Source organism: Massilia sp. S19_KUP03_FR1 (genome assembly GCF_036688685.1).
Taxonomy (GTDB): domain Bacteria; phylum Pseudomonadota; class Gammaproteobacteria; order Burkholderiales; family Burkholderiaceae_D; genus JALYUM01.
The window spans coordinates 95,455-120,479 of sequence record NZ_JAQQPS010000006.1 but is presented as its reverse complement, the minus strand read 5'-3'; the positions used below and the strand labels follow the sequence as shown (position 1 = coordinate 120,479).

Below are 25,025 nucleotides of genomic sequence, written 5' to 3'. Positions count from 1 at the left end.
GGGAATGCCTTGCGCACCGGCGCGGCGGCCTGGCCCTGCTCGAGTGGCTGCCGGTCGAAGCGAGCAGCGAAGAATCGGCCCGCGAAAGCCAGATGTTCGCCGATTTCGGCGAGGTGTTATCGCGTTTGCGCCATGCCCGCAATCTCGGCGCCTTCTTCGACGAATGCGCGCAGCTGGTGCAGGCATTCACGTCGTTCGACCGCGTCATGGTGTACCGTTTTTTGCCCGATGGCGCGGGCGAAGTGGTGGCCGAACGCACCTCTGCGCAGACCAGCCCAAAATTCCTCGGGCTGCGCTTTCCTGCCTCTGACATTCCCGCGCAGGCGCGCCAGCTCTACCTGACCAACAAGCTGCGCGTGCTGGCCGATGTCGCGGCGCCCATGGACCGGCTGCTGCCCCCGACCTTGCCCGACGGGACGGTACTCGACCAGAGCCACTGCATGCTGCGCGGCCCCTCGGAGGTCCATCTGGCTTACCTGCAGAATATGGACGTGCGCGCCACCCTGACCATGTCGATCGTGTGCGACGCCAGGCTGTGGGGCTTGATCGCCTGCCACCACAATACGCCCAAGACGCCGCCCCATCAAATCCGCGAGAGCTTGCGTCAGGTATGTGGCTTGCTGGGGGAAATCACGAATATGCGCATCGAGGCGCTCTCTGGCATGGACGCCATGATGCATCGCCTGACACTGGATCACTTGCTTAACGAATTTCATCAGGCCATGATTCAGGGCAACGACTTGCCAGGCGTACTCGATGCCTGGACGCCGAAACTGCTGCAGGCCTTTGGCGCCACCAATTTCGGTGTGCGCGCAGGCCGCCTGTCTTATCTTGGCGGACCTGGACGCGTGCAGGGCAGCGCGCTCGCGGTACTCGACGAGATGCGCGCGCGGCTCGACGACGACAGCCCCGATCCGGTCGTGCTGATGTGGGACGACTTGCTGGTGTCGGAAACCACGGCCCTTGCCAGCCTGCCGGACAGCGCCGGCATCTTGCTGTCACAACGGTCGGAACAGGAGCCGATATTTGCCTTCATGTGCCGCCCTGAACATGTGCAGGAAGTACGCTGGGGTGGCAAGCCGGACAAGGACGATGTGCAGGTGTTGCCGAATGGCCAGGTGCGCCTGGAACCCCGGCGTTCATTTGCCGAGTGGCAGCAATCGGTGCGAGGCTATTCCCTGCCCTGGACCCAGGTCGAGGCCGAGGCCTTGCAAAACCTGCTGCGCCTGGTGAGCGACGTGCAGCGACTGCACCTGACCCGCAGGCTCCAGCAAAAGCTGCATTGGCGCGCGCAGCATGATCACCTTACCGGCCTCTACAATCGGCAAGCCATGGAAGAGGAGATCACGCGCCTTCTGAACGAAGACGCGTTTCACTGCGCGCTGATGTTGCTGGACCTGGACCACTTCAAACATATCAACGATACCTACGGCCACGAAGTTGGCGACCAGGTACTGCAGCAGCTGGCGCTGCGACTGAAGGCAGTCACGCGTGCATTCGATCTGCTGGCCCGGGTTGGCGGCGACGAGTTCCTGCTGCTGCTGCAGATCCCGCATCCCAGCCCGGCCACCAGCCTGATCTGTTCCGAGCGCCTTCACCAGGCCGTCGCCGCCCCCTTTGAAGTTAGGGAGCACCAGTTACGCCTGGGCGTCTCTGTCGGCATCGCCATTCCTCCCGGCCATGGCACCACCCTGAGCGAATTGCTGCGCCATGCCCACCTGGCGCTGTGCGAGGCCAAATCGCGCGGCCGCTCGCGCAGCGCCGTGTTCGAACTGGCAATGGCGTCGGACCACCTCGACTATTTCCTGCTCGAGCGCGACCTGGAAGAGGCGGTCGACCGCAACCAGTTGGCGCTGGTGTACCAACCCAAGGTCGATCTGCTCAGCCGTAAAGTGGTCGGCCTGGAGGCGCTGCTGCGCTGGAACCATCCGACCCGCGGGCAGAGCAGTCCTGACGCGTTCATCCCGGTTGCGGAGCGCAGTGACCAGATCATTCGCATCGATCGCTGGGTCATGCGCAACGCCATTGCGGAATGGGCGCGCTGGCAGAAGGCGGGCATGGCGCCGTTCCCGATCGCGATCAACCTGTCGATCGCCGATATCCTGTCGCCCAACCTGATCACGTATCTGAGCCAGTTGATCGAAGAGTACCGGGTCACCCCCGCTGCACTGGAGATCGAGGTCACGGAGTCCTGCCTCATGCGCGAGCTCGAAACCACCCAGGCCGTCCTGAAGGGGCTGAACAAACACGGCTTTGCCACCTCGCTGGACGATTTCGGCACCGGCTTTTCGTCCTTGAGCTATTTGCGCCAGTTACCCTTGCAATGCCTGAAAATCGATAAATCGTTTACCCAGAATATTTTGCTGGACAAGAATGCCGAGAAGCTGACCCAGGCCATCATCGCCATGGGCGTGGCGCTGAACATGACGCTCGTGGCCGAAGGCGTGGAAACGCGCGAACAGATGAACTGGCTGTTTGACCATGGATGCCATGTCGGCCAGGGTTATTATTTCAGCCCGCCGGTCCCGCCCGACGACGTGCGGCATGTCATCGAACGGATCGAGTTGCGGCTGGCGGGGTGAAGCGGGCGCCTGTCGCTGGATTACTCCACCAGCGCCGGCTTGGGCGCCACGCCCGACGCATGTCCCTTACCGCGCATTTTCCCCACCATCCGTCCCAGCCAGTGCTCCAGGTCGTCGATGTAGGTAAACACCGCCGGCACCACCAGCAAGCTGAGCAAGGTCGAGGTGATCAAGCCGCCGATCACGGCAATGGCCATCGGCGAGCGGAAGCTCGGGTCGCCGGCAATGCCCAGCGCCAGCGGCAACATGCCGGCGCCCATCGCAATCGTCGTCATCAAAATCGGGCGGCTGCGTTTGTGGCAGGCGTCGACCAGCGCGTCGAACCGGCTCATGCCTTCTTTCCTCGCCAGAATCGCATAGTCGACCAGCAGGATCGAGTTTTTCGTCACGATCCCCATCAGCATGATCAGACCGATCATCGACGGCATCGACAGCGCCCGGCCGGTCACCAGCAGCGCCACGAAGGCGCCGCCGATCGACAGCGGCAGCGCCGCGAGGATGGTGATCGGCTGCATGAAGTCGGTGAACAGCAGCACCAGCACGCAGTAGATGCAGATCACGCCAATCAGCATGGCGATGCCGAAGCTGGCAAACAGGCTGGCCATCTCCTGCGCGTCGCCGAGTTCGGCGATTTTGACGGACGGCGGCAGGTTCGCCACCGACGGCAGCGCGCGCGCCTCGGTGTTGACTTCGCCGAGCGAGCGGCCCGACAGCTCGACGTCGAAGGTCACATTGCGCGAACGGTTCAGGCGGTCGATCTGGGCCGGGCCGCTTTCCATCGTCACCGAGGCGACGTTGGCCAGCATCACCGGACCGTTGCGGCCCGGGACGGTCAGGCGGCCGATCGCGTCGAGGTCGGCGCGCACGGCATCGGGCAGCTTGACGCGGATCGGCACCTGGCGCTCGGTCAGGTTCATCTTGGTCAAGGCCAGGTCGTAGTCGCCGGCCGTGGCCACGCGCACCGTCTCGCCGATCGATGCAGCCGTCACGCCCAGTTCGGCGGCTTTGGCAAAATCGGGCCGCACGATGATTTCCGGGCGCACCAGTGCAGCGGTCGAGTTGACATTGCCAACGCCTTTCAAGGTGCGCAGATCGCGCAGCACGGCTTGCGAGGCGAGATTGAGCGCGGCCGGGTCTTCGCTGCGCAGCACCAGCTGCATCTTGACGCCGGTGTCGGGCGGGCCCACCGAGAAACGCGCACCGGGCACCTGTTCGAGGCGCGTGCGGATGGCCGATTCGATCGATTCGAGCGAAGTACTGCGCTTGCTGCGGTGCAGTGTGGTCACGGTCAGCACGGCGCGGCGCGCCTCGGCCGCGGCGCCCGGGGCGAACGCGTCACCGGACGAGCCGCCGCCGATCGAGCTGAAAATGCTGGTCACGCCCGACACCTTCATCGCTTCGCGCCGCACCTGTTCGGCCACAAAGCTGGTTTCCGCCAGCGTGGAACCGGGCGGCAGCTCGGCCGTGATCTGGGTCTGGCCGCGGTCGTTGGCCGGCACGAAACCGGTTGGCAGCAGGAACACCAGGCCGATCGACGCGACGAAAAAGACCCCCGCCGCAATCACGGTGACCAGGCGGTGCTGCAGGCACCAGCGCATGGATGCCATGTAGCGCTGCATCAGCCAGCCATCCTTCTCTTCGCCGTGCTTGGAAGGTTTCATGATATACGCCGCCATCATCGGCGTGAGCAGGCGCGCTACCAGCAGCGAGGCGAGAATTGCCAGCACCGCGGTCCAGCCGAACTGCTTGAAAAATTTGCCCGGAATGCCGCCCATGAAGGCGGTCGGCAGGAACACCGCCACCAGAGAAAAGGTGGTGGCGATCACGGCCATCCCGATTTCGTCGGCCGCTTCCAGCGCGGCCTGCATCGGCGTTTTACCCATGCGCAGATGGCGCGAAATATTCTCGATCTCGACGATGGCGTCATCGACCAGCACGCCGACCACCAGCGCCAGCGAAAGCAGCGTGACCGTGTTGAGCGTGTAGCCAAACAGGTACTGCCCCAGGAACGCCGGGATGGCCGACAAGGGCAGGGCGGCAGCGGCCACCAGCGTGGCGCGCCAGTCGCGCAGGAACCAGAACACCACCAGCACGGCCAGGATCGCGCCTTCGTACAGCATCTCCATCGACACGTCGAAGTTTTCCTGCACCGGCGCGGCGTTGTCGATCACTTCCTTGATGACGATGTTCGGGTGGCTCAGGCGCAGCTCGTCGAGTGCCGCGCGCGAACCGGCGGCCACTTTCAGTTCACTGGCGCCGCGCGTGCGGAACACTTCGATGGCCACCACGCGCTTGCCATCCTGCTCGGCAATCGCGCGCGGCTCGGCCACGGTGTCGGTCACTGTCGCGACCTGGTCGAGGCGCACGTGGCGCCCATCAAGGAGCGGAATATCGAGGCGGCCCAGTTCCTGCGCCGTCTGCACGGTGGCAATGGTGCGCACCGACTGCTCGGCGCCGCTGACGTCGCCGCGTCCACCTGGTTCCTCGCGCTGTACATTGCGCAACTGGCGCGACACGTCCAGCGCCGACACTTTCAAGGCTGCCATGCGCGCGTCGTCGAGCTCGATGCGCACTTCGCGCGAGACGCCACCGACGCGTTTCACCGCGCCCACACCGGGCACGCTGAGCAGGCGTTTCGAGACTGCATTGTCGACGAACCAGCTGATTTCCTGGTCGTCCAGCGCCACGCCGCCGGTTTTGGCCGGCGCCGCGGCGGCCGTGAAGGTCATCACGACGCGCCCCGCGGTGGTCGCCTTGGTCACGCTCGGGTCACGCATCTCGGCCGGCAAATCGGCTTTTACGCGCGCGACCGCGTCGCGCACGTCGTTCACGGCATCCGACAAATCCTTCTCGAGGATGAATTCCACCGTGACGGTGGCGGCGCCGTCAAGCACCTTGGTATAGATGTTCTTCACGCCTTGCAGGGTGGCGACCGAGTCTTCGATCTTGCGTGCGACTTCGGTTTCCAGCTGGGCCGGCGCGGCGCCGTCGAGTACTGCGCTGACCGTCACGATGGGCAGTTCGATGTCGGGGAAGTCCTGTACCTCGTTCATCTTGTAGGCCAGCAGGCCGGCCAGCGTGAGCAGCACGAACAGCATGATCGCCGGGATCGGGTTCTTGATCGAGAGGGCGGAAAAATTCATGGTCGTATCCTCGGGTGTCTTAGCGGCTGGCCACGGCCGGCAACGGCGCGGCGACATTTTTGACCAGGTCGCCGTCATTCAGGAAGCCGGCGCCGGACACCACGATGGTGGCATTCGGCGTGAGGCCCTTGACGACTTCGATGCGGTCCAGCAGGCGCCGGCCGGTGACCACTTTCACCTGGCTGACGCGGCTGTCCGCATTCAGGCGGAACACATAACTGAAACCGTCGCGAATCACGACGGCCTGCTGCGGCAGTGTCACGGCGTTCGAGACGCCCATGTCGAACTGGCCGCTGGCGTACATGCCGGCCTTGAACGGCGCGCTGGCCGACAGCGAGGTCGGCAGGTCGACGTAGACCAGTGCGGTGCGCGTCTGCAGGTCGACGGTGGGCGCGATCATGCGCACCTTGCCCGTCAATTCGCTGCCGTTGGCCGCTTTCACCAGCACCTTGGCGCCCGGCTTGATGCGGGTCAGTTCCGTGGCCGTGACTTCGGCGCGCCATTCGAGGCGGCCCTGGCGGATCATGCGGAACAGTTCGGCGCCCACGCCGACCACGCTGCCGACGGTGGCGCTGCGCGCCGAGATCACGCCGCTGTCTGGCGCCACCACCCTGGTGTATTTCAGGCGCAGCTGCTGCGCCCTGAGGCTGGCTTTGGCCGACGCGATGCGCGCATTGGCCGCGCCTTCGGCCGTCATGTAGCGTGTGATTTCCTGCTGGCTCAGCGCGCCCGAGTCGCCCAGGTTGCGCGCGCGTTTGGCGTTGGCGATGGCTTCAACAGCATTCGCCTGCGCCTCCAGCAGCGCAGCCTGGCTTTGCGCCACGTCGGCGTCGACCGTATCGCTTGAGAACACCGCCAGCACATCGCCCTGCTTGACGACGTCGCCGACGTTCACGCGCACCTCGGCCAGGCGTAAACCGTTTGACTCGCTACCGATGATCGCTTCCTGCCACGCGGCCACATTGCCGTTGGCCGTCAGCTGCAGCGGCAGGCTGCTCGACGTGGCCTGGACGCTGGTGACGGTCAGCGCGGGGCGCGTCGGTGCGGCGGCCTTGTCCTTGTCGGCGGCGTGCACGCTGGCGGACAGCAAGGCCGCGCCGAATGCGATGGCGCCCAGCAGGGCAGGGACGGGCAGGAAGTCTGGTCGAGTCATGTTCTGGATCCGGGTAGGCAGTGCGTACAAAGGCGGCAGTCAAGCGGAGAGTTTAGCAAACCTGCTGCACCTGCTGTAGCAAATCTGCCATTGTTGGAAGACCTCCTCGGTTACATTTGCTCACCACACAAACGGGGTTTCCTGTGTCGTGCGGGCCCGGCAGGCGTATAAAGATGGGTGTCCTGGAGGGTTACATGAAACTTTTTTCCGTATTGGTGCTGTCTGGCGCCGCTCTGCTGCATGCCACTACCGCGTCAGCCGTCACCTCGGCCACGACCGAACAGCAAGCTGCGCACGTTCTCAACCGCCTCGGTTTCGGCCCCCGTCCCGGCGACATCGACCGGGTGGCCGCGATGGGCGTACGGCGCTATATCGACCAGCAGCTCGAACCGGCGGCGCTGGCGTTGCCGGCGCCGCTGCAGGCACGCCTGGACGCCATCGCCACGGTCAACCGCCCGGCCGGCGTGGTGCTGGCCGAGCACGTCGCAGCGAACAAGCAGGCAAAAGATGAATCGGAAGCGTCGAAGGCGCAGCGGCGCGCGGTGAATGAAACAATCACGCGCGATACGCTGGACGCGCGCGTGCTGCGCGCCCTGGACAGCCCGCGCCAGCTGGAAGAGGTGATGGTGGACTTCTGGTTCAACCATTTCAATGTGTTCATCGGCAAGGGCAATGACCGTGCACTGGTGGCCAGCTATGAGCGAGATGCAATCCGCCCGCATGCCATGGGCAGTTTCCGCGATCTGCTCGGCGCCACCGCGAAACATCCCGCCATGTTGTACTACCTGGATAACGCGGTGTCGTCGGCCCCGGACCAGAAGCCGAACGGCAAGCAGGTGGGGCTGAATGAAAATTACGCGCGCGAGCTGATGGAACTGCACACGCTGGGCGTGGATGCCGGCTACAGCCAGCAGGACGTGACCGCGCTGGCGCGCATGCTCACCGGCTGGACGTTCGACCAGCGCCGCCTCATCGAGACCAATGAAACCTTCCGCTTCGATGCGCGCCGCCACGACAAGGGCGCCAAGAGGTGGCTGGGACGGGACATCGCCGCGGATGGGCAGAACGAAGGCGAGCAGGCGCTCGACGTGCTGGCCATGCATCCGGCCACGGCGCACCACATCAGTTATCAACTGGCCCAGTATTTCGTGCAGGACGCGCCGCCGCCCGAGTTGGTCGAGCGCATGGCGCGTAGCTGGCAGGACAGTGGCGGCGACATCCGCACCGTGCTGCGGACCCTGTTCTACAGCGCCGAGTTCATGTCCCCGCATGCCATGGGCGCCAAGTTCAAGACGCCGTACCACTTCGTGCTGTCGGCGGCGCGCGCGGCCGCCACGCCGGTCGTCAATGTCCAGCCGCTGCTGTCTGCGATGAGCCAGCTGGGCATGCCGCTGTACGGTTGCCAGACGCCGAACGGCTATGCCAACACCCAGCAAGCGTGGCTCAATCCCGACGCGCTGTCGCGCCGCATTGCCTTTGCCACGGCGCTGGCCGGCGGCAGGCTCGGGCAGTCGACCGTGCCGCCGGTGCCGCTCGATGCGGCCCTGCTCGACGCCACGCTGGGCAGCACGATGTCGCAGCGCACCCGGGACATCGTCGCGCAAACGGCGGCGCCATTGCGCGCCTCGATGCTGCTCGGCAGCCCCGACTTCATGCAGTATTAAGAGGAACATGACGATGGAACGCAGAAGCTTTCTCAACGCGCTGGCCGCCAGCGCGGCGCTGGTCGTGCCCGTGGGGCGGTCCGCCTGGGCTGCAACGAATGCCGACGCCCGTCCCACCAAAAGCAAGCTGATCGTGGTGATGCTGCGCGGCGCGGTCGATGGCCTGAACGTGGTCGCCCCGGTCGGCGACGCCAACTATGCGCGCCTGCGCCCGACCATCGGCCTGGGCCTGCCCGGCCTTGAAAATGGCGCCATCGACCTGGATGGCTACTTCGGCCTGCATCCGGCGCTGGCGCCCTTGACGCCGCTCTGGCAGCAAAAGAAACTCGCCTTCATCCACGCCAGCGGTTCGCCCGATCCGACCCGCTCCCATTTCGATGCGCAGGACTACATGGAGTCAGCCACGCCGGGCCGCAAGAACACGCCGGATGGCTGGATGAATCGCATGGTGAGCCAGTTACCGGGGGCGCCGGCGACGATCCGGGCGTTGTCGATCGGCCCGGTCATGCCGCGCATCTTGCAGGGTTCCGCCGCCGCCATGAACCTGGCCAACGGCGCGGCCGGCGTCAAGGCGAATGTGCTGGACAAGCCGGTCGTCGGCGCCGCCTTCGACCAGTTGTATGCCGGCGACTCGCGGGTGGCCAAAATGTATGCCGATGGCAGGGCCGCCCACCGCGACGTGATGAGCGCTGCCGACAAGCAGGAAATGCAGGCCGCCGACAACGGCGCGCCGCTGCCGAACGGCTTTCCCGACGACGCCGCGCGCCTGGCCCAGTTGATGCGCAACGACGCCAGGATCCAGCTGGGGTTCGTCGCGCTGGGCGGCTGGGATACCCACGCCAGCCAGGGCGGCGCCACCGGCCAGCTGGCCAGGCGCCTGGCGCCGCTGGCGCAGGGCCTGGCGCTGCTGGCGCAGCGACTCGGTCCCCTGTTTCAGGACACCACCATCGTCGTCATGTCGGAATTCGGCCGCACCGCGCGCGAGAACGGCAACGGCGGCACCGATCACGGACATGGCAACGTGATGTGGGTGCTCGGGGGCGGCGTCAGCGGCGGGAAAGTGCTGGGTGAATGGGCCGGTGTCGGCGATGCTGCGCTCAACGAGGGGCGCGATTTGCCGGTGACGACCGACTTCCGGGCCGTGCTGGCGCAGATTGCTGAAAAGCATCTGAGACTGGGGGACAAGCAGCTGGTGAAGCTGTTTCCCGCACTGCCGCATAAAACGCTGGGGTTTGAGCTCATCCAGGGCTGAACTACTGTTGTAATACCGTAGATGTACCGTAGTTGTACCGTATTGCACTGCACCATAAATCGGTCTATATTGGACCTGTCTCCTCCAGTTTTCAAAAAAAATTGGACTTCAAGCCCGCTCACCTTCTAGGTGCAGCGGGCATTTTTTTGTGTGGGATTCTGGTCGGGCTTGTGCTGACGGGTTATGGGCCCCGGCCTTCGCCGGGGTGACGTTTTTAGGCAACCGGCGTTAAAACGTCATCCCGACGCAAGTCGGGACGCATACTGAGTATGACCACACGCGATGTTAATCGTCACCCTGAAACGACCCCGCCCGCCAGGTCAGCACCAGTGTATCCCGATGCCCCCCCTCGCTAAGGGGCTGAATCGGCGTCGACTCATGAATCACCGCCGCATCGTCCAGCAACAACAGCGTCCACGGCGCCAGCATCGTAAAGCGCTGCCCGCGCGGCCCATCGGCCTCGAACACGCGTGTCTCGCCGCCCTTGATGCCGGTGCGGCCCACCAGCAGCACGGCGACGAAATCCACGCCATCCCGATGCGCGCCTTCCGGCGTCGGCCGGCCGATGCCGTCCGCCGTGTCGATGCGGAACTGGTGCGCTTCGACGAACCAGCTTGGCGCCGCTTTCACCTGTGAACACACGTCGCCCAGCGCGCATAGCAACTGCGTCCAGGCCGGTTGCGCGACGATTGCCGGCTCGACCGGCTCGAACATGCGGCGCATGCCGCCGTGCAGCGCGTTGTACTCGATCGGTTGCCAGTGCGCCCGGTGTGGCGCCGGCGCCAGGGCCGCGCCGGTCTGTACGAAGCAGGAGTGACGCCGGCGCCGGTAGCGCCCGCCGTCCTTCAGATAATGGTCGAGTTCGAGCCGGTCCCAGCTCGGCGCCAGTGCGTTCAGATCGTCGAGGGTGCAGCCGGCCATCAGGGCCACATCCTGCGGGCGCACGACTGCGTAGCCGTCGGCGCGCAGGGCCTCGGCCAGCTGCGCCGGCGCGGTGGTGGGCAGTGCGGGTATTGTCATGGATATGCCTAAAAATTGCGCATCAGGGTCAGGCGCAGCGAACGCCGCTCGATCGGGTGAAAGTGAATATCTTCCACCGCAAGCGCTTCTCCCTTCAAACGCGAGGCGTAATAATAATCGATGGCGGAATCGCGCCGGTCGGTCAGGTTAAAACCCTCCAGTTCGATGCGCACGTCGTTCGACCATTTGTAGCCGATGCGACCGTTGAAGGTCAGGCTGGCATGCGAGCGTACCGCGTTGTCCTCGATCAGCGGGCGTGGCCCGAAATAGCGCAGCCGCAGCGCGCCCGACCACGGGCCCACCTTGTCGACCGTGAACGCCAGCTGGCCCACCCCTTCCACCGCGCCGGGAATGTGCTGGCCGGCCGGGTCGCGGTCGCGCGAGCGCGCGCGGGAGAACGCCGCATCGACGTCGATCGACAGCCATCTGGCCGCCTTGTAGTAGTTCGAAACCTCGATGCCCGTGCGCCGGCTCGGGCGCCCGGCCTCGGTGGTGCCGGCGTCGCCGACAAAAGTCAGTTCCGAATCGAAGTCGAGCCGGTACAGCGAGACGGCCGTCTGCATCTTTGGCACGATCTCGGTGCGCAGGCCCAGTTCCATCCCCTGCGCGCGCACCAGGCCCGGCACGCGCGCGGTCGCGTCGCCGGTTTTCGGATCGATGGTCGTGTTCGTGCCGCGCGCGTCGTTGCTGTGAAAGCCGTTGCCGATGTTGGCATACAGTTCGGTGGCACGCCACGGCCCCAGCGCGATGTTCAGCGACGGGCTGGTGATATGGTCGCGCGTGCTGCCCGTGTTCGCCGCCAGACTGCTTTGCACGTCGAAGCGGTACTGGTTGGTGCGCACGCCGGCGGTGGTGCGCAGCCAGTCGGCCCAGCGCGTCAGGTTTTCCAGGTAGAGGCTGGCACTGGTTTCGAGAATATGGTCGGCGCGCGTTGTTGATATGGTCTGGCGCGCGCGCGTGCTGTACAGGCCATTGAAGATATTGTCGTTCTGGACCTCGGCGCCGACGGTCCAGTCGGAGCTGCGTTCACCCAGGTGCCGATGCCAGGTATGGCCCGCGTTGAAGCCGGTGGTGACGCGCCGGTCGGGTTGGGCGAACTGGTCGCCGTTGACCGGATCGTCGAGGTAGTAGGTGAAGTTGGAGTACAGCGCCAGCTGGTTGCGGACAATATAGGCACTCACCTTCGATGCCGATTCGGCGTCCGTGCGGCGCCAGACGCTGGATAAACTGAAGCGTTTTGTGGCGCCGCCATCGGTCGGATCGACCGCATCGAAGCGGCCCAGCGCACCGCTGTCAACCGCGCGTTCGGGAATCTGGTCAGTGGCGTTCCAGCTGCTCTGGTAGCCCATCGCCGTGACGCTCCAGCCATTATTCGCATAGCCCTGGCTGTAGCGCAGCACCGCGTTCGCCTTGCGGAAATCCTGCGCGTTGGTGAAGGGGCCGTCGTTGTGCATGACCTCGATCGCATATAACAGCGTGCCGGTGCCGAGCTGCGGCGAACCGGCCAGTGCCACGCGGCCAAAGCCGTCCTGCCCGGCCGTTACCGAGAACACATCGCGCACCAGCCGGTTGACATAGCCCACTTGCGCCGCGCCGGCCGAGGCGAAGTCGCCGCTGCGCGCCGAATACGGTCCTTTCTGGTAATCGAGTTTCGACACCAGTTCCGGCATCAGGAAATTCAGGTCGGTCCAGCCCTGGCCGTGGGCGTGGCTGCGCTGGTTGACCGGCATGTCGTCGACGAAGGTGGCCAGGTCGGTGCCGTGGTCGAGGTTAAAGCCGCGCAGATAAAACTGGTTGGCCTTGCCTTCGCCGCTGTGCTGGCTGACCACCAGGCCCGGCACGGCTTCGATCACGTCGCCGGGCCGGTAGACGGTGCGCGCGGCCAGCGCCTTCTGGTCGATGCTGCCGGCGCTGGCTGAATCGACCAGGCCAAGCTGGCTGTTGCGCGAGCCTTCGACCAGCACGCGCTGGATCATCGGATCGTCGGCATGGGCGGCATTGCAAACGAGGAGGACAGCGAGGTGCAGCGGGTGTAGCTTAAACATGATTAACGAATGGGTTGGTCTGGATGGTTGCGGTCGAACGTCAGCGTACGAGCGCTCGCGCCATCCTTGATGTTGACGGTGTTGACCTGGTCACTTAAAAAATCGCTCATGACGGCATGGTGGATGGCCGTCACCTGCGCCAGCGGCGTGGCCGGCAGCTCCTGGAATACCGTGATGTTCTCCGTGTCCGCCGTCATGCCGACCCACGTCAACGGCAGGCGCTTGCCGCCGCCGGTGAGCCAGAACTGCTTTTCCACGTACTGGCGGAACACGGCCTGATCGTCCGGGTCGCCCATGTCGAACTGGCGTTGGTACAGATTCGACAGCAGCGCCTCCACGTCATGCGACATATAGGTGTGGACCACCTCCGTGCTGCCGGTGCGCTCGTTGTAACTGATCTCGGCGATGCCGACGTGGAAGCGGTGCGCCCACGCCGGCGCGGCGCAGCACAGTGCCAGCGCGAGCAATAGCGCACGCAGCTTCACTTGGCGTCCTTCACAGCTTTGATGGGCGTGGCGTAGTCTTTCATCATGTCGTCCGGGGTGCGCGTTTTAAACAGTTCGACCCGCGATGGCGCCACCTTGCGCGGCCAGCCGTTGTTGCTGGTGTCGATATCGGCCGTCTCCAGGAACGGGTCCTGCAGCAGGCCCGTCATGGCATCGTCGAGCACCAGCAGTTTCGTCACTTTACGCGCATCGTGGCGCCAGATTTCGGCCGGGATGCGTTCAATCTGCTTCTTGCCGCTGGCCAGCTGGATTTCCAGGATCAGCGGCGACACCAGCCCGCCCTTGTTCGAGATATCGACCAGGTACAGGTGCTTGCCCTGTTTCAGCAGCGCTTTCTGCCAGTCTTCCAGGTCCGCGACCTCATCCGCCGCCTTGTTGCGCGCCTTGTTGGTCACCGTGAAGTCGTCGTTTTGGTTATAAAAATCCTTCAGCTCGGGGTGCGCGTCGACGCGGCGCGCCAGCGTGCCCTGGTTGCGCTGGTCGGTGATCGACACCGGTTCCGCATCGCGCTGGGCTTTTTTCCACGCCTGGTCGAGGTCCGGATCTTTCGCGCCGATGTGCATTTCCGTGATGCCGTCGATGCTGATGTCGACCGCGTCGGTCGTGTAGAACCAGCCGCGCCAGAACCAGTCGAGGTCGGTGCCGGAGGCGTCTTCCATCGTGCGGAACAGGTCGGCCGGGGTCGGGCGCTTGAACTTCCAGCGCTGCGCGTATTCGCGGAAGGCGAAGTCGAACAGCTCGCGCCCGAGGACCGTTTCGCGCAGCACGTTCAGCGCCGTGGCCGGCTTGCCGTAGGCGTTGGGGCCAACCTGGGTGACCGATTCGCCATTCGTCATGATCGGCTGCTGGTCGCTTGAGCGCATGTAGGCCGTGATGTTCTTCGGGTCGCCGCGATTGGACGGGTAGTGCTCTTCCCATGCCTGTTCGGCCAGGTACTGCAAAAAGCTGTTCAGGCCTTCATCCATCCAGGTCCACTGGCGCTCGTCCGAGTTGACGATCATCGGAAAATAGTTGTGGCCGACTTCGTGGATGATCACGCTGATCAGACCATATTTGGTGGCCTTCGAATACGTCAGCGCGCCGCTCTTTTCGTCCTTGGTCGGACGGCGGCCGTTAAACGACAGCATCGGGTATTCCATGCCGCCCACCGGGCCGTTGACGGAGATGGCCACCGGATACGGGTAGTCGAGCGAATACTTGTTGTACTGGTCGATGGTGTGCACCACCGCCTGGGTCGAGTACTGACCCCACAGCGGATTGGCTTCCTTGGGGTAGTAGGACATCGCCACCGTGTCGGTGCTGTCCTTCTTGTAGCCCTGGGCGTCCCAGATGAATTTGCGGCTCGAGGCGAAGGCAAAGTCGCGCACGTTCTTCGCCTTGAAATGCCAGGTCCTGGTGGCGCTGCTGCGACCTTTTTCGGCAGCCTCCGCTTCTTGTTGCGTGACGATGACGACCGGTGCCGTCGCCGTCTTTGCCCGCGCGAGGCGCTCGAGCTGCGTGCTGGTCAGCACCGCGCCGGCGTTCTGCAACTCGCCCGTCGCGGCCACGATGTGGTCGGCCGGGACCGTCAGCGCGACGTCGTAGTCGCCGAATTCGAGCGTGAATTCGCCGCTGCCCAGGTACTGCTTGTTTTGCCAGCCGTAGGTATCGTAATAGGCCGCCATGCGCGGGAACCACTGGGCGATTTCGAAGATGTCGTTGCCGTCCTTGAAACGCTCGAAGCCCATGCGGCGGCCCAGCACCGTCGTTTCCGGCACCTTGAAGCGCCACGAAACGTCGAACGAAAACGTGGCGCCCGGCTTCAAAGGCCGATCGAGATCGATCCGCATCATGGTGCGGTTGATCATGTGTCTTAACGGACGCCCGCCTGATGTGAGGCTGTCGATGGTGACGCCGCCGTCGAAGGTGCGCGTCTCGAGCATGTAGCGCAGCGCCTCGAACTTCAGGCCGTCCGCTTCGCCTTTGGCCTGGGCCCAGGCGTCGCGCGAGGGTTGCGTGGCGATGGTGCGGTTGTCCGAGTCGGCGCGGAACATGTTCTGGTCCAGCTGCACCCAAAGGTATGAGAGGGTGTCGGGCGAATTGTTGTGATACGTGACGGTGCCCGAACCGGTGATGGCGCGCGCGCTTTCGTCGAGCGTGGCGCGCATCTTGTAGTCGGCGCGCTGCTGCCAGTAGGCGTGACCGGGCGCGCCGGATGCGGTGCGAATGGTCGTCGGCGTGGGCAGCAATTCTTCGAGCTGGCGGAACTTGTCGTCGGCGATGGTGGCGGCGTTGGCGCTGGCGGCGACGAGGCAGAGGGCGGCGAGGGTGGTCAGTTTCATGCGGTGTCGATCAAAATGAGAACCGGCAGCGGCGCTGATGGCGCGGCTGCCGGCGGTTGCTACAGCCCTGTGAGCCGTCACCCCGACGAAAGTCGGGGCCTATGCTGAGTTGAGAGTAAGGTGCTGCAGGTTCAGTATGGGCCCCGGCCTGCGCCGGGGTGACGGTCTTGAGGTTAATGGTAATAACGGTTTAGCTTGTTGTATTTACTCAGCAGGCTTCTCGCCGGCTGGTTTCAGCTTGGTGCCGAAGTCGCGCATCATGTCCTCGCCGCCCGGTGCACGGCCCTTGAACAGTTCCACGCGCGATGGCGTGACCTTGCGCGGCCAGCTGTTGTTGCTGGTGTCGGTGTCGGCGGTTTCCCAGTACGGGTCTTGCGTCAGGCCCGTCATCGGCTCGTCGGTGACGATCAGTTTGGTGATCTTCTTCGACGAATAGCGCCACACTTCGGCCGGGATGCGCTCGATGGTTTTTTTGCCGCTGGCCAGCGTGATCTCCAGCACCAGCGGCGTTACCAGCCCGCCGACGTTGGATAAATCGACCAGGTACAGGTGTTTTCCCTGCGCCAGAAGCGCTTTCTGCCAGTCTTCCAGTTCGCTGATCGACTCGTTGTACTTGTTGCGGTCCTTGTTGGTGACCGTGAATTCGTCGTGCTCGTTATAAAAATCTTTCAGCTCAGGATGCGCGTCGAGGCGGCGCGGCAGCGTGCCCTTGTTGCGCTGGTCGGTGATCGAGATCGGCTGCGCATCGCGCTGCGCCTTTTTCCACGCCTGCTCGACTTCCGGGTTCTTGCTGCTGAGGTTCATCTCGGTGATGCCGTCGATGCTGACGTCGACGTTATCGATCGTGTAGAACCAGCCGCGCCAGAACCAGTCAAGGTCCGTGCCGGAGGCGTCTTCCATCGTGCGGAAAAAGTCGGCCGGGGTCGGGCGCTTGAATTTCCAGCGCTGCGCGTATTCGCGGAAGGCGAAGTCGAACAGTTCGCGGCCCAGCACTGTTTCGCGCAGCACGATCAGGGCGGCGGTCGGCTTGGCGTAGGCATTCGAACCGAACTGCAGCACCGACTCCGAGTTGGTCATGATCGGTACCTGGTTCCTCGAACGCATGTAGCCGGTGATGGAACGTGGCTCGCCGCGCGATTGCGGGTAGTGCTCTTCCCACGCCTGCTCGGCCAGGTACTGGACAAAACTGTTCAGGCCTTCGTCCATCCAGCTCCATTGGCGCTCGTCGGAATTGACGATCATCGGGAAGTAATTGTGACCTACCTCGTGGATCACGACGCTGATCAGGCCATATTTCGACTGCTTCGAGTACGTGATTGCGCCGGTCTTCTTGTCTTTCACCGGGCGCGGGCCGTTAAACGAAATCATCGGGTATTCCATGCCGCCCACCGGGCCGTTCACGGAAATCGCGGTCGGGTACGGGTAGTCGAAGGAGTACTTGTTGTACTGGTCGATGGTGTGGATGATCGCCTGGGTCGAATACTTTTCCCACAGCGGGTTGCCTTCCTTCGGGTAGAAGGACATGGCCATCACGTCGGTGCTGTCCTTCTTGTAGCCCTGCGCGTCCCAGATGAACTTGCGGCTCGAGGCAAAGGCAAAGTCGCGCACGTTTTTCGCGCGGAAGTGCCAGGTTTTCAAGGCAGTGCTGCGTACTTTTTCGGCGGCTTCCGCCTCGGCCTGGGTGACGATGATGACCGGCGCCTTGGCGGTTTTGGCCTGGCGCAGGCGTTCGCGCTGGGTGGCGCTCAGGACGGCATCCGGGTTGAGCAGGTCGCCGGTGGAGGCGACGATGTGGTCGGCCGGGACCGTGATCTGCACGTCGTAGTCGCCGAACTCCAGCGTGAATTCGCCGGAGCCGAGGAATTGTTTGTGCTGCCAGCCGTAGGTATCGTAATAGGCCGCCATGCGCGGGAACCACTGGGCGATTTCGAACAGGTCGTTCTTGTCGTCGAACTGTTCATAGCCGGCACGGCCGCCCAGCACCTTCTGCTCGTTGATCTTGTAGTTCCACTCGATCGAAAACGCCACGCGGGCGCCGGCTTTCAAGGGCTGCGGCAGGTCGATGCGCATCATCGTGCGGTTGATGACGTAGCGTAGCGGTCGGCCGCTGCCATCTTTCACCGCGCCGATATTGAAGCCGCCTTCGAAGGCCTGGCCTTCGAGGGTCGAGCGCAAGCCGTCGAATTTCAGGCCGGCGTCGGCATCCTTGGCATTCGCCCAGGCTTCACGCGACGGCACGGTGGCCGTCAGGCGCGTATCCGAGTTCGGCTTGTAGATGTTCTGATCCAGCTGCACCCACAGGTAGGACAGGGCGTCCGGGGAATTGTTATGGTAGGTGATGGTTTCAGACCCGCTCAGCGTGCGGCGGCTCTCGTCGAGCGTGGCGCGGATGCTGTAGTCGGCTCGTTGCTGCCAGTAGGCGGCGCCCGGCGCGCCCGAGGCGGTGCGGATCGTGGTGGGCGTCGGTAGCATTTCTTCCAGTTGGCGGAATTTGTCGTCGAAACCGGTGTTGGCCGGTTCGGCGGCCAACGCGGAGACGGCCAGCCCGAGGGCGGCCAGGCCGAAGGAAGCGCGAAATATCAAACGAGTCATCTTTACCCAGTCTAAACATGCAGTAATGGAAAAAACATTTTAATGCTTGTTCATATGCAATTGTTTTTTGGCTTTGTAAAAAACCTGAAACATGCACGGCACGCTATCATGTTCACCGTTTCCATAAGCAAATGAATGAATGCGTTTTCCGGTATGGACATGAAGCCAATTATTTTGATCGTGGACAGTGCGTCCGAAAACTTGATGGCCATGAAAGACTTGCTGCGCGCCCACTACACGGTGCGCATGGCGGCAAGCGGTGAAGGGGCATTCCAGAAGATGGAAGAGCTGCCACGCCCTTCACTGGTGCTGCTCGACGAGTCCTTGCCGGACATGGATGGCTATGCCGTGTTGCAGGAAATGCGTAACAGTTTCATGACGGTCGATATCCCGGTGCTCATGCTGAGCAGCTCGGCCGAAACGTTTGGCGGGCGCCGCGCGCTGGAAGAGGGCGCGGCCGATGTGCTGCGCAAACCGGTTTTGCCCGAATTGTTGCTCGCGCGCGCAGCCACGCACATAGAATTGAGGCGTTTACGCAACGCTTCCAAAGATGAATCGGGCCGGGTGAACCGCCTTGTTGCCGAACGCACCAAGCAAGTGGTTGAAGTGCGTGATGCGGCCATCATGGCCATCGCCTGCCTGGCCGAAGCGAGTGACGGCGACACGGCGCGCCACGTGCGCCGTACCCAGCGCTACTTCACTGCGCTGGCGCGCGAGCTGCGCTTTCACGGCAATTACCGCGCTGAACTGGGTGACATCGACATCGCGCTGATGGCGCAGGCGGTGCCGCTGCACGATATCGGCAAGCTGCGCGTGCCTGATGCCATTTTGAACAAGCCGGGCCGCCTGACGGTCGACGAATTCGACGTCATGAAGCAGCACACGGTGTATGGCCGCGATGCGATCGCCTGCGTGGCGCAAGCCATCGGCGGCGACACCCGGTTTTTGCGCTATGCCGAGGAAATCGCCGGTTCGCACCAGGAAAAATGGAATGGGTCGGGCTATCCGGACGGCCTGGCCGGCACCGCGATTCCGCTGTCGGCACGCCTGATGGCGGTCGCCGATGTGTACGACGCGCTCATTTCGTCGCGTGTCTACAAGCCGACCTTCACCCATGAAACCGCGGTCGAGCTGATCCGTCAGGGCAGTGGCGAACACTTCGATCCGGCCATCGTCGACGCGCTGCTGGTGGTGGAAAACGAATTCCGGACGATTGCGGCCGGGGGCTATGAAAACATCGCGGCCCCCGAGCCCTTGCCGTTCGGGGAGCGCAGGCAGCTGGTGCGCTGACGCGCGCCCTGGAACCGACGCCGCCCGCTGCGCCCGCAGCGCCCTTGTCAATAGCGCGCATGATAGGCACGCCAACGCACGTCGAACAGCCAACGCCGCTACACTGACCGTTTCCATTCACGGCAAGCCTGCAGGCGCCATTGCAGGCAGCGACTTCTTCCGGAAACCAATCATGCACCGCTTGAGCAATTGCCGCACCTGCCATCCCCACCGTACGCTACCCATCCTGCTGGCCTGCCTGTCGGCTCTGACGCTGCTGTCATCCGCCAGTATCGATGCCATGGCACAGGCAGCGGCGGCGGCTACGCGCTATGAACGCAGCGTACCCAGCCCGGATGGCATCGGCAAGCGCTACATGGGTCGGGAGATTGCCGGCGTGATGGGGTGGCAGGGCGCGCAATGGCTCGAGCGCGAAAGCCGCGCACGCGAGGAGCGGCCGGAATTGCTTCTGCGGGAACTGGCGCTGGCGCCCGGCATGACGGTGGCCGACATCGGCGCCGGCACCGGCTACTACACCTGGCAGCTGGCGCAACAGGTCGGGCCCGGCGGACGTGTGTATGCAGTCGACGTGCAGCCGGAAATGATCAGCATGCTCGACAGCCAGATGGCAAAGCGCGGCGTGCGCAACGTGGTCTCGGTGCTGGGCAGCGAAACCACCGTCAAACTGCCGCCGGCCAGCGTCGACCTGGCAATCATGGTCGATGTCTATCACGAGCTTGCCTATCCCGCGGAAGTCCTCGACAGCATCGTCGGCGCCCTGAAGCCGGGCGGGCGCGTCGTCTTCGTCGAATATCGGGCCGAGGATCCGGCAGTCGCCATCAAGCCGCTGCACAAGATGAGCGAGCAGCAGGTACGGCGTGAAGCCACGGCGCATGGCCTGAAGTGGGAACGCAGCATCGAATCGCTGCCGATCCAGCATGCAATCGTGTTTCGCAAGCCCTGAGCGCAGATTTTCTTGCCGTTGCTATCGATGCGTAGCGGCCCGAAGGCTGAAGTGGCATCGCACCTCCCGCCGCTGAATGCCTAAACCGGGGTCAGGTCTGCCATTCCGACACGAACTCAACCTTAGGGCGAACTTCGTCATCCCGGACGAAGCGTAAAACCTGCGGTGTGATCGTAATTGCAGGGCTCGTGTACGAATGCCAGACCTGACCCTGGTTTGACTTCGCTGATCGTCTGTTTCAGGCGCACGTCATCGCACGTGCCAGAATCCAACTGCGAGTATCCCAAAAAAGAGGCCCGGCAAAAATGCAAACCAGGTGTATTTATTCATGCCGGAAATGAGCAAGGCGCGGCCATGGTGCGCTGGGTTGTAATACACGTTCACCGCCGACCCAGCGGGAAATTTCGCGACGATATTGCGCGCCACGCCAATCGGCACATCCATCCCCAGATAAACCCGCGTTCCCTGGTACGCCTGCCCATCGACACTGTAGAGGAAGCAAACGTGCCAGTTCCAGCGCGCCATCCAGGCGGGTTCGCCGCTCGGGGCGGCACGGCGGTTGACCTTTGCGTGGGTGACAAGTCCGGGAACCATTGGCCAATCCTGGCTGCGGCGCGCCTGGCGGCAAAGAAATATGGCCCAGATGGTCGTCGCGCCACCAAGCCCGAACAGGATCTGCATGACCACGGTCATCCGCTCGTACTGCACTTCCCTGGAAATGTGCCCGCGGCCCATGCTCTTGCCCTTCCATATGGATGTTCCGGGAACGACGCACTGGTAACCCGCCAGCCCGGCTACCGGTGCGCACGGAACGCGGCCGTACTGCGCAGCCCCTATTAGCCCGATCGCGCACGCCAGACAGATAATACCGGGCCTGATGCGCCTGAAAGCCAGCAAACCAAGCGCAAAGATACCGACCATGCCAGAGGCGAATGCCATGGCACCGAACACGCCGATATACGCTTCGACGCTGCCGCTTGCATACAGATATCCGTTCCTGGTCCGGTTGGCCTGCACGATGAACAACACGCCCGCCGCCACTGTACATAACACGGCGTAGACGACCTTCGCCCTCAGGGACGGTGGATTCGAAATGGATGGCATGAAACCTGACTCGGGTGGCGGAAACGACGCAATCGATAATTGCATGAATGCAATAATAAGTCACGCCAGCATCACGTCCCACATCGGTGCCGGTGTTGTGCCGAGACGTCAACATCGCGCACAGAGCTGCATCAGTACTAGCAAACCAGCGAGCATCCAGAAGGTCGCGTGTAGCGCGGTGGCGCGGGCCACGAAGCCGAGGATGGCGACTGGCCGATTTCGACCCATTGCAGACGTTCACACTGTCGCGCTGGTGCAAATGTGATGAGCTGCTTGCCGATCGGCATCCTGCCGCTGTCAGAGGCACGAAATGACTTTAGATGCAGTATTGAGCACCTCATCGTTAAGCGTGAAGCTTAGTGTCGAGCCGGGCCAACCCTCAACCACCAACGCGCTTCCCTCATAACTCAATTTCATAACGCCCACTTTTTTTGGCCCACGCCCAACTATGCGAAGTTGGTCACCTTTTTGAAGTGTGACTTCCTCCCCCCACGGCTCGATCGAGACATAGGAGAGAGAGCCGCTATCGTTCGAAATCAAGATGCTCGATTCGCAGGGATAAATATTCATTAACGAGTCAGTCTGAGTCGATGTTGTACGTTAATGCAGACGTTTCTGAACGTCCGCTTTTGGCCGAAAGCGGAAGTTGCCTGTGAACGATCGTACGGTACAGGTACAACCACGCGAGGCTGTGCCACCGGGACGCTTTTCGCGTCTCGCATGGGCTGATACGCCACATTCGAAACATGGTCGTCCGATTTCTACACGCCGGCGAGACGATATCCATGGCCTTATGGTATCTGCAGCCAGCACGGCGGCCCACCATGGAATGCAAGCCTGCGCCGTCGATTGCAAGCGCATCTGCAGATAGCGCGAGCATGGGCGCTGCCTCACATACAATTAATTCGAGCTGAAAACGGCCTTGAATGCGAGCACGACTTTTTTTAAACGCGCGCCGTTAGTGCGACCAGATAACGCCGTTCGGTCAGATGAAGCCTCGCACAGGGAAGTCGTGCGTTCGCTGGATCCAGTTCTTCTCGGAATATTCTGTTGTGCCATTGGTGGCATGCAGCGTGAATGCGTGCCGCGACAGCGGCGAGCGGTTCGGCGCGCTGTAGTGCGGCAGCAAGCCGTGAAAGCAGATCAGCGTGCCGGCCTTGGCGGGCAAGGCGACGGCCACGCTGTCATCCGGCCACGGCGTCGTGTCGAGCTTTTCCATTGAGATCACGTCGCCGGTGCGCACGAAGCGCTCGCGCAGGGGGCCGCGATGGCCGCCCGGCTCGGCCCACAGGCAGCCGTTGTCCACCGTCGCGTCTTCCAGCGCGAACCAGAAGGTGGTCACGCTGATCGGCGTCGAGTCGAAAAACGTTGCGTCCTGGTGCCAGCGCACTTCGCCGCCGATGCCGGGCTGCTTGAAAATATACTGGGCCTGCCAGACTTTCGGATCGATCAAATCGAGGTCGCCGGCCAGCTCGGCCAGTTTCGGGTCGCGCGTGAACGCGGCGAAGACCGGATCGAGGTCGTGCATCGCGTGGCCGATCTTGTTGATCGACAGCGCCTTGGCCTGCTTGAGCTGGCCGTCCGGGCCGAACGCCTCTTCTTCGAAAAAGCAGCGCACGCTGTTGTCCGAGCCGAGGAACCAGGCGTCGCTGGCCGCTTCCTGGTCGCGCGTGGTGAAAATGGTGCGCGATTGACTCGGGTCGAAGTCGTCGACGATCTGTTCTGCGCGCGCGCGCAGGCCGGCGATGTCTTCCGGGCTTTTGAAATCGGGAAGAATGATGTAGCCGTCGCGCTGCCAGGCGGCGCGCTGTTCTGGTGTCAGCATGGTGGGGCGAAGTGGGGTGAACGAGTGCGCAATTGTACGTCAGAAGGCGCGCGGATCGTACTGCCAGCGCCGCAGCGGCGCTGCAACGGCAGGGATAGGGGGCAGTCGATGGGCTGTGCCAAACGCGCCACTACGTAAGCTGACGTATGTTCAGCGCGGTCGCGGGTGGTGATGATGGCAACACGCACTGGCCACGCTGCAGCGCCAGTATTGAATTGAACCCTTCCACCGTCCACCACGAGGCCATCATGTCGAACCGTCGCACCTTCCTCACTTGCGCCACCCGTATCGCCGCCGGCGCCGCGCTGCTGGCCAGCGGCTTGCCGGCTTACGCCGCCGATACCATCAAGGTCGGCATCCTCCATTCGCTGTCCGGCACGATGGCGATTTCCGAAACCTCGTTGAAAGACGTGGCGCTGATGGCGATCGACGAGATCAATGCCAAGGGCGGCGTGCTGGGCAAGAAGCTCGAACCGGTGATCGTCGATCCGGCCTCGAACTGGCCGCTGTTCGCCGAAAAGGCGCGTGAGCTGATCGCCAGGAACAAGGCCGTCGCCGTGTTTGGCTGCTGGACCTCGGTGTCGCGCAAATCGGTGCTGCCCGTCGTCAAGGAGCTCAACGGCCTGCTGTTTTACCCGGTCCAGTACGAAGGCGAGGAGCTGGAAAAGAACGTGTTCTATACCGGCGCCGCGCCCAACCAGCAGGCCATTCCGGCGCTCGAATACGTGATGAGCAAAGATGGCGGCGGCGCGAAACGCTTCGTGCTGCTCGGGACCGACTACGTCTATCCGCGCACCACCAACAAGATCCTGCGCGCCTATCTGGCCACCAAGGGCATCAAGGATGCCGACATCCAGGAACTGTACACGCCGTTCGGCCACGCCGACTACCAGACCATTGTCGCCAACATCAAGAAGTTTTCAAGCGGCGGTAAGACCGCCGTGATCTCGACCATCAACGGCGACTCCAACGTCCCGTTCTACAAGGAACTGGGCAACGCCGGCCTGAAGGCGACCGATGTGCCGGTGGTGGCGTTCTCGGTGGGCGAAGAAGAGCTGCGCGGCGTCGACACCAAGCCGCTGGTGGGCCACCTTGCCGCATGGAATTACTTCGAGTCCGTCAAGAACCCGACCAATGCCGAGTTCGTGAAGAAGTGGAAGGCGTATGCGGTCGCGAAGAAGCTGCCGAACGCCGCCACGGCCGTCACCAACGACCCGATGGAAGCGACCTATGTCGGCATCCACATGTGGGCACAGGCGGTGGAGAAGGCCAAATCGACCGACACCGACAAGGTGATCGCGGCGATGGCCGGGCAAGCGTTCAAGGCGCCGTCGGGCTACACCCTCACGATGGATGCGACCAACCACCATTTGCACAAGCCGGTGATGATTGGCGAGATCAAGGCCGATGGCCAGTTCAACGTGGTCTGGAAGAGCAAGGAACCGATTCGGGCGCAGCCCTGGAGCCCGTATATCAAGGGCAATGAGGGGAAGCAGAAGTTGTGATGCAGTCCCCGCGCAGGCGGGGATCCATAGCACCGTCGCAGTAGCGCGAACGTCAACGATTCGGCGAACGGGTTATGGGT

At 63.3% G+C, this 25,025-nt stretch carries 15 protein-coding genes; 6 read left to right on the top strand and 9 right to left on the bottom strand.

Going from position 1 to position 25,025, the window contains the following annotated elements:
- The first annotated feature begins 92 nt into the window (after positions 1-92).
- Positions 93-2,582, top strand: coding sequence for a sensor domain-containing phosphodiesterase (locus tag V6M87_RS08405; protein ID WP_332876161.1), 2,490 nt, complete (start codon positions 93-95; stop codon positions 2,580-2,582).
- 20 nt (positions 2,583-2,602) lie between these two features.
- Here the strand turns inward: V6M87_RS08405 and V6M87_RS08400 are convergent, their stop codons facing one another.
- Together V6M87_RS08400 and V6M87_RS08395 are read right to left on the bottom strand one after the other, a co-directional pair.
- A complete protein-coding gene (locus V6M87_RS08400) occupies positions 2,603-5,725 on the bottom strand; it encodes an efflux RND transporter permease subunit (protein ID WP_332876160.1) in 3,123 nt (1,040 codons plus the stop codon).
- Between the two features lie 19 nt (positions 5,726-5,744).
- Positions 5,745-6,878 (bottom strand): efflux RND transporter periplasmic adaptor subunit, encoded by a 1,134-nt coding sequence (locus V6M87_RS08395; protein WP_332876159.1) that lies wholly within the window; start codon positions 6,876-6,878, stop codon positions 5,745-5,747.
- Between the two features lie 194 nt (positions 6,879-7,072).
- Between V6M87_RS08395 and V6M87_RS08390 the strand changes: the two genes are divergently transcribed.
- Together V6M87_RS08390 and V6M87_RS08385 are read left to right on the top strand one after the other, a co-directional pair.
- On the top strand, positions 7,073-8,542 hold the full coding sequence (locus tag V6M87_RS08390; RefSeq protein WP_332876158.1) for a DUF1800 domain-containing protein: 1,470 nt from the start codon (positions 7,073-7,075) through the stop codon (positions 8,540-8,542).
- 13 nt (positions 8,543-8,555) lie between these two features.
- Complete coding sequence (locus V6M87_RS08385) at positions 8,556-9,794, top strand: DUF1501 domain-containing protein (RefSeq protein WP_332876157.1); 1,239 nt, start codon at positions 8,556-8,558, stop codon at positions 9,792-9,794.
- A gap of 285 nt (positions 9,795-10,079) precedes the next feature.
- On the opposite strand, the gene V6M87_RS08380 is transcribed toward V6M87_RS08385, so the two are convergent.
- From V6M87_RS08380 to V6M87_RS08360, 5 genes are all read right to left on the bottom strand, one after another.
- Positions 10,080-10,814 (bottom strand): 2OG-Fe dioxygenase family protein, encoded by a 735-nt coding sequence (locus tag V6M87_RS08380; protein ID WP_332876156.1) that lies wholly within the window; start codon positions 10,812-10,814, stop codon positions 10,080-10,082.
- 8 nt (positions 10,815-10,822) lie between these two features.
- Positions 10,823-12,859 (bottom strand): TonB-dependent receptor, encoded by a 2,037-nt coding sequence (locus tag V6M87_RS08375; protein ID WP_332876155.1) that lies wholly within the window; start codon positions 12,857-12,859, stop codon positions 10,823-10,825.
- Between the two features lie 2 nt (positions 12,860-12,861).
- Positions 12,862-13,344 carry a DUF6702 family protein gene (locus V6M87_RS08370; protein WP_332876154.1) on the bottom strand — a complete coding sequence of 161 codons (483 nt, stop codon included), beginning with the start codon at positions 13,342-13,344 and terminating at the stop codon, positions 12,862-12,864.
- Complete coding sequence (locus V6M87_RS08365; RefSeq protein ID WP_332876153.1) at positions 13,341-15,686, bottom strand: M1 family metallopeptidase; 2,346 nt, start codon at positions 15,684-15,686, stop codon at positions 13,341-13,343. Before V6M87_RS08365 ends, V6M87_RS08370 begins: the two co-directional genes overlap by 4 nt.
- 204 nt (positions 15,687-15,890) lie before the next feature.
- Positions 15,891-18,278, bottom strand: coding sequence for a M1 family metallopeptidase (locus V6M87_RS08360; protein ID WP_332876152.1), 2,388 nt, complete (start codon positions 18,276-18,278; stop codon positions 15,891-15,893).
- Positions 18,279-18,437: 159 nt separating this feature from the next.
- On the opposite strand from V6M87_RS08360, the gene V6M87_RS08355 reads away from it, so the two are divergent.
- Together V6M87_RS08355 and V6M87_RS08350 are read left to right on the top strand one after the other, a co-directional pair.
- Positions 18,438-19,568: an HD-GYP domain-containing protein gene (locus V6M87_RS08355; protein WP_332876151.1), complete on the top strand. Its 1,131-nt coding sequence runs from the start codon at positions 18,438-18,440 to the stop codon at positions 19,566-19,568.
- 172 nt (positions 19,569-19,740) lie between these two features.
- On the top strand, positions 19,741-20,511 hold the full coding sequence (locus tag V6M87_RS08350; RefSeq protein ID WP_332876150.1) for a class I SAM-dependent methyltransferase: 771 nt from the start codon (positions 19,741-19,743) through the stop codon (positions 20,509-20,511).
- Between the two features lie 249 nt (positions 20,512-20,760).
- On the opposite strand, the gene V6M87_RS08345 is transcribed toward V6M87_RS08350, so the two are convergent.
- Both V6M87_RS08345 and V6M87_RS08340 read right to left on the bottom strand, forming a co-directional pair.
- A complete protein-coding gene (locus tag V6M87_RS08345; RefSeq protein ID WP_332876149.1) occupies positions 20,761-21,615 on the bottom strand; it encodes a DUF3592 domain-containing protein in 855 nt (284 codons plus the stop codon).
- Positions 21,616-22,600: 985 nt separating this feature from the next.
- Positions 22,601-23,440, bottom strand: coding sequence for a phytanoyl-CoA dioxygenase family protein (locus V6M87_RS08340; protein WP_332876148.1), 840 nt, complete (start codon positions 23,438-23,440; stop codon positions 22,601-22,603).
- A 248-nt stretch (positions 23,441-23,688) separates the two neighbouring features.
- Here V6M87_RS08340 and urtA point away from each other — a divergent pair, with 248 nt between their 5' ends.
- Positions 23,689-24,945 (top strand): urea ABC transporter substrate-binding protein, encoded by a 1,257-nt coding sequence (urtA, locus tag V6M87_RS08335; protein ID WP_332876147.1) that lies wholly within the window; start codon positions 23,689-23,691, stop codon positions 24,943-24,945.
- Positions 24,946-25,025 lie beyond the last annotated feature (80 nt).

What these genes read in the sequence shown, in the direction of transcription:
- V6M87_RS08400 (WP_332876160.1), bottom strand. Translation starts at nt 5,725, where the DNA reads ATGAATTTTTCCGCCCTCTCGATCAAGAACCCGATCCCGGCGATCATG.
- V6M87_RS08345 (WP_332876149.1), bottom strand. Translation starts at nt 21,615, where the DNA reads ATGCCATCCATTTCGAATCCACCGTCCCTGAGGGCGAAGGTCGTCTAC.
- V6M87_RS08365 (WP_332876153.1), bottom strand. Translation starts at nt 15,686, where the DNA reads ATGAAACTGACCACCCTCGCCGCCCTCTGCCTCGTCGCCGCCAGCGCC.
- V6M87_RS08375 (WP_332876155.1), bottom strand. Translation starts at nt 12,859, where the DNA reads ATGTTTAAGCTACACCCGCTGCACCTCGCTGTCCTCCTCGTTTGCAAT.
- V6M87_RS08350 (WP_332876150.1), top strand. Translation starts at nt 19,741, where the DNA reads ATGCACCGCTTGAGCAATTGCCGCACCTGCCATCCCCACCGTACGCTA.
- V6M87_RS08340 (WP_332876148.1), bottom strand. Translation starts at nt 23,440, where the DNA reads ATGCTGACACCAGAACAGCGCGCCGCCTGGCAGCGCGACGGCTACATC.
- V6M87_RS08385 (WP_332876157.1), top strand. Translation starts at nt 8,556, where the DNA reads ATGGAACGCAGAAGCTTTCTCAACGCGCTGGCCGCCAGCGCGGCGCTG.
- V6M87_RS08405 (WP_332876161.1), top strand. Translation starts at nt 93, where the DNA reads ATGTTCGCCGATTTCGGCGAGGTGTTATCGCGTTTGCGCCATGCCCGC.
- V6M87_RS08390 (WP_332876158.1), top strand. Translation starts at nt 7,073, where the DNA reads ATGAAACTTTTTTCCGTATTGGTGCTGTCTGGCGCCGCTCTGCTGCAT.
- V6M87_RS08360 (WP_332876152.1), bottom strand. Translation starts at nt 18,278, where the DNA reads ATGACTCGTTTGATATTTCGCGCTTCCTTCGGCCTGGCCGCCCTCGGG.
- V6M87_RS08380 (WP_332876156.1), bottom strand. Translation starts at nt 10,814, where the DNA reads ATGACAATACCCGCACTGCCCACCACCGCGCCGGCGCAGCTGGCCGAG.
- V6M87_RS08395 (WP_332876159.1), bottom strand. Translation starts at nt 6,878, where the DNA reads ATGACTCGACCAGACTTCCTGCCCGTCCCTGCCCTGCTGGGCGCCATC.
- urtA (WP_332876147.1), top strand. Translation starts at nt 23,689, where the DNA reads ATGTCGAACCGTCGCACCTTCCTCACTTGCGCCACCCGTATCGCCGCC.
- V6M87_RS08355 (WP_332876151.1), top strand. Translation starts at nt 18,438, where the DNA reads ATGAAGCCAATTATTTTGATCGTGGACAGTGCGTCCGAAAACTTGATG.